This is a genomic window from Caldisericia bacterium, assembly GCA_021158845.1.
In the GTDB taxonomy this organism is placed as follows: Bacteria; Caldisericota; Caldisericia; order B22-G15; family B22-G15; genus B22-G15.
In genome coordinates, this window is record JAGGSY010000169.1 from 1 (window position 1) to 2,863 (window position 2,863).

General features: G+C 35.0%; 4 protein-coding genes. All 4 read right to left on the reverse strand.

Annotated elements, in window-relative coordinates; translation table 11 throughout:
• A partial coding sequence (locus J7J33_06130) for an ABC transporter permease (GenBank protein ID MCD6168857.1) occupies positions 1-729 on the reverse strand: 729 nt, incomplete at its 3' end.
• The gene (locus J7J33_06135; protein ID MCD6168858.1) at positions 713-1,642 is read right to left on the reverse strand and encodes an ABC transporter ATP-binding protein; all 930 of its coding nucleotides are present in this window, start codon (positions 1,640-1,642) and stop codon (positions 713-715) included. The genes J7J33_06135 and J7J33_06130, both read right to left, overlap by 17 nt.
• Positions 1,643-1,690: 48 nt before the next feature.
• Entirely contained in the window at positions 1,691-2,452 is a 762-nt protein-coding gene (locus J7J33_06140) for a hypothetical protein (protein MCD6168859.1), read from the reverse strand.
• Positions 2,453-2,475: 23 nt separating this feature from the next.
• Positions 2,476-2,766 (reverse strand): transcriptional regulator, encoded by a 291-nt coding sequence (locus J7J33_06145; GenBank protein ID MCD6168860.1) that lies wholly within the window; start codon positions 2,764-2,766, stop codon positions 2,476-2,478.
• Between the last annotated feature and the right edge of the window lie 97 nt (positions 2,767-2,863).

Here is a 2,863-nt window from a genome sequence, read left to right on the forward strand (position 1 = left end):
AAATGTTATAAGAGATACTATAAAGGAAACTATCATCACAGAGAGAAGGACAATGATGTCTGTTCTTACAGAAGCACCTGTTCCAAGCCATGTATTCTTTAACAGATGAACCACATAGGTTAATGGGAGAAATTTTGATATTTTAACCATAAACTTTGGAAATGTCTCAATTGGTATTGTTGCACCTGTTAGAAATAACATGGGAAAATATACAAGATTTGCGATGGCGGTGGCGGAACTTGCATTCTTTGCTACACTTGCAATAAGAAATCCAATAGAGAACATACTGAATATGGAGAGGAGAAGGAACAGTATGAAGGATGGGCCATTTGCAAGATAGTGCACATTAAAAACAATCTTTCCAACAATTACTAAAACAAGGAGACCAAAGAGCACCATAATAAAATTTGAAATAATCTGTGAAATGATTATGTAATAGGTCTTTATAGGTGTTGCTCTTAATCTCTTTAGGATCTTCCTTTCTCTGTACTCTGAAATTGTTAAGGGAAGATTCATAAAACCTGTAACTGCAATGGTTATTCCAATATAGGAAGGAAGCATGACATCAATAGTCCCATAACCACCAAAGAATGGGGTTGGTTTGTTTCCATATATACCCCCAAACATAAGAAGCATAAGTGTTGGAAAAACGATGGAAAAGAATGTAACCATGAAATTTCTTAATGTCACCTTAAATTGAATCTTCGTTAGTTCAAATACTGCCTTCATCTTTCCCCTCCTCAAACTCATGCCCAGTTAACTTAAGAAACACATCCTCAAGATTCGGATTCTTGATATTAAGATTATTATAGGAAACTCCCTCCTTGTTCAGAAAAGAGATTACACTCTGAACAAAATTTTCTCCTCTACCATAAACTATAATTTTTCTCTCTATCTTCTTCACATCAATCACTCCTTTTACCTCTTTTAACTTTTCAATATTCACACCATCTCCCTCAAATATTATCCTGTTTTCAATACCACTATTCTTGATTAGATTCTCTGGTGTATCCAGGGCAACTATCCTTCCGCCATCCATTATCAACACTCTATCACAAAGATACTCCGCCTCCTCCATGTAATGTGTGGTTAAGAAAACTGTTCTTCCCTCCTCTTTGAAGTTTTTAACAAACTCCCACATATCTCTTCTTGCCTTTGGATCAAGACCTGTTGTAAGCTCATCAAGGAAAACTATCTCTGGATCTGGAATTAAAGCGAGGATAATGGAAAGTTTCTGTCTCTGCCCTCCAGATAACTTTGAAACAAATGAATTTCTCTTTTTTAGTAAATTAAATCTCTCAAGAAGGGAGTTGTAGGGAATGGGATTTTTATAAAATGAGGAAAAGAGTTCACATATCTCCCAAACCTTGACTCTTGGATCATAATTTGTCTCCTGAAGTTGCACACCAATCCTTTTGTATAACTTCTCCCTCTCCTTATACGGATTCAGCCCAAGAACTACTATATTTCCAGCATCTGGTTTCCTCAACCCCTCAATACACTCAATTGTTGTTGTCTTTCCTGCTCCATTTGGACCAACCATTCCAAATATCTCTCCCTCAAAGACCTCAAAACTTACACCATCAACTGCCTTAACCTCTCCATAAAACTTTTTAAGCCCATCAACCTCAATAACTGCCATTTTATTCAACCTCCTTTAAAGTCCTTCTAAAAGATAAAATTAGGGAGATCAGGGATATGACCTCCCTTTACCGCTCTTTAAATACAGATAACCTCCATAAATAGACGAGATGAAGGACACACCTGAAGCCATTACATATCCGAGATTAACATTAATAAGGGATAATACAGGAATTCCAAACGTGGATATAACACCAATAATGAGGAATCCTTTATCTATTAATCCAGAGACAAACAAACCAACACTTATACCAAAACCCAAGAGAACAACAAAGAGGAAATTGTAATCAAAATTAACTAAAGATGCTCCCAACTTTGCTTCAAATACCCCAACAAGTAGTCCGACACCACACATCATTACAAGCCAGAAAATTGCAATTTTATTGCCCAGTGGAAGTTTAAAAAGGGCTGCCCTCTCTTTCCCTCTCTTCTTTGAGTGAAGAATAACTGCATAGTAATAGCCAAAAAAGGCAGAAACGAGTAAAAGAGTTATAAAGAGCAACCAATTCTTCGTAAGATTAAATAGAAGCATTAAAATTATCAAAGAACTCCCCCAATATAAGATTCCTCTTAGTAGACCCATTGCCTCCACGGTTGATACAAAAAACCCTATATATAGAAGATAGAACCAGAAAAGTTCTCCAAAGATGTTTGACTTTAAATAGTAATACAAAAAGATAAAACCATTTATAATTCCCCAATAGAACATCCCTTTACCAAAAATTCCTCTTTCCCTTTCTCCCTCCATAAGCAGAATCTTCAATACATCTATAGTCTCCATGATCTTTTTAATCTCTTCCTTATTCTTCATCAGAAACCTCCTCATTGAATATATCAATTAAAAGAATCCTTAATTTTCTCAAGGTAATCCATAAATTTCTTCCTTCCTTTCTCTGATAGAGAGTAAAATGTTTTTGGTTTTCTCTTTACAAATTTCTTCTCAACATTGATAAGTTCATTATCTTCAAGAATACGAAGATGAGATATAAGATTTCCATCAGTTAAGTTTAACCTCTCCTTAAGTTCTGAAAAACTCAACTTCCCCTCCTTTAAAAGAAGAGTTAGAATTAGAAGTCTACTCCTTTCATGAATCACATTGTCCAGTTCATTAACTTTGTATCTCATTATACTTTATTATACAAAGTAAATGAAATTTATCAATATGTCCACTACCTGTTGACATTTTTATTACAATTTTGTCAACCACCACTTGACATTTCTG